Annotated in this window: 2 protein-coding genes; both read right to left on the bottom strand. The window is 33.5% G+C overall.

The window, feature by feature from the left end:
* Window positions 1-1,708: hypothetical protein (locus HN894_03220; protein MBT7142323.1), on the bottom strand; the 1,708-nt coding region annotated here is incomplete at its 3' end.
* A gap of 525 nt (window positions 1,709-2,233) precedes the next feature.
* Window positions 2,234-2,382: hypothetical protein (locus HN894_03225; GenBank protein ID MBT7142324.1), on the bottom strand; the 149-nt coding region annotated here is incomplete at its 5' end.

Consider the following 2,382-nt stretch of genomic DNA (forward strand, 5'->3'; position numbering starts at 1 on the left):
AAGATGAAACCCCAAAACTCACAGATGCCACAATAATTTCAGCAGGTTGAATAATTTGGAAAGTGTCTATTATAGTATCGCCGGCGGCATCATTTATTGTTAGATAGTATGTGCCTGCTTGCAGATTTGAAATATTTTCGGTAGTCTGGCCATTGCTCCACAAAAAAGCATATGGTGGAGTACCATAATATGGAGAAATATCAATGGCAGCATCTGAGCCTCCAAAACAGGAAACATTGCTTATATTTTCAGAAATATAAAATGTTTGCGAAAGTTTTGAAACAAAAACATTATAATACATCACAGTAGTCAGATTATATACGGCAGGTCCAGGATCAAAATCAGCAGTTGCATTAAAGTTGCCTATAGTGTATATGTTTTGGTTAGTATCAAGATCAATATAAACACCTTGGTCAGAATTATTTCCTCCCATGCTTTTAGCCCAAACAAAATTACCAAAAGAATCGAGTTTAGAAATGAAAATGTCATCGTAACCAATTGATGTAAGATTATATACTCCCACTCCCGGATCAAAGTCAACATTTCCAGTATAAAACCCAGTAGTAAATACATTTCCAAAAATATCAGAAGATAAACAGAAACTAGCATCACCACCATTTCCGCCTATTCTTTTAGTCCAAATGAAATTGCCCGAAGGATCAAGCTTAGAAATAAAAATATCATAATCTCCATTTGAAGTAAGATTATATACTCCTGTACCCGGATCAAAATCAACTGTACCCACAAACCAACCGGTAGTATAGGCATTTCCATCTTTATCAATGCTTAAAGAAAGTCCATAATCATAATCATTTCCACCTATACTTCGAGCCCAAACAAAACTTCCTGAAGCATCGTATTTAGATATATAAATATCGGACTCCCCAATTGAATTAAGATTAAAAAATCCTGTAGAATCAGGATCAAAATCAACAGTTCCTTCAAATGATCCAATAAGGTATAGATTATTTTTGTCACCAATAGCAAGACTATTATTGAAGAAAGCTGAATTATTAATACCTAAAATACTCCGAGCCCATATGAAATTACCGAGTGAATCAAGTTTATTAATAAAAATATCATTACCATATAGGTTTGTTGATAGATTATATATTCCAGGACCAGGATCAAAATCTACAGTGTCATTAAAATATCCGGAAATATAAATATCGCCCATATCGTCAATAACAATCGAATTGCTAGCATCGGAGCCATCACCTCCAAAACATTTTGCCCAGACAAAATTGCCCGAAGAATCTAATTTTGTTACAAAGATATCATTATATCCATTTGAATTAAGAAAATACATCCCAGTAGGATCAGGATCAAAATCAACATCCGACATGAAATACCCTGTTATGTAAATATTTCCAACTGAGTCAACAGACATAGAATAACTGTCATCAGATAATTGTGCACCAATTCTTTTAGCCCATAAAAAATTGCCTAAACTATCAAATTTTGTGATAAAAATATCTTCTAATCCATTAGAAGTTAAATTAAAAACTCCGGGACCAGTGTTAAAATCAACAGTTCCTTGAAAATTCCCTGTGGTATAAACATTGCCTGCATCGTCAATTGTTGCTGAACGAACATACATGCTGTTTGTACCACCAAAACCTACTGCCCATTCAAATTGTACGTCTTGAGCTATAAGACTTATCGTAGATAGGAAAATGCTAAAAAAAGTGAAAAAATTTGTTTTCATAATTTTATTAATTAGAAAATACCTAATAGACTATTCAGCTAAGGTAGTAATTAAAAATGCAAAATGCAAATTATTACTTTTATTTTTCGACTTGAATTTGGCAAAAATTTTGGATGATATGAAAAGACCTGACAGGTGGGGTGTTAAAAATCGATTTTAAAAGTTCGTTCCATTTTTCATTCAACTGCTTCATGGTTGTTGATTGATTACGGAAATCTATTTCTATAAACATTTCAGTTCTACAGACTGGTAATCAACCTCGTAGAGGATATATGTTTATAGCAACAAAATTTACCAACCAACAAAGTACCCCAGCGGGGTACAACAAAAAATAGTACGAAAAACACTTTTTTGTTCAATTTTGTAATTAGCTGATTTGTGCGTATTACAAAATGGTGATTTTCGATTTTTAACACCCCACCTGACAGGTTTTCGAAACCTGTCAGGTGGGGTATTCAGGCGATTAACTTATATTCGCTGGTGCAGATTTGCAATCCGTGCACTGGAATTCAGCTAATAAGAAAACTAATTCCCGGGATAAGTCAAGCTAACAAAATTCGTCATCTTTACCTGATAGCCTTCGCCCGGAATCATATTTCCAATATTATTGACATTATAAACAGGCCAAAAAACTTCTCCTAAACCATTTTTTACCAATACAATTTCGTTTACTA

It is taken from the genome of Bacteroidota bacterium (assembly GCA_018692315.1).
Lineage (GTDB): Bacteria > Bacteroidota > Bacteroidia > Bacteroidales > JABHKC01 > JABHKC01.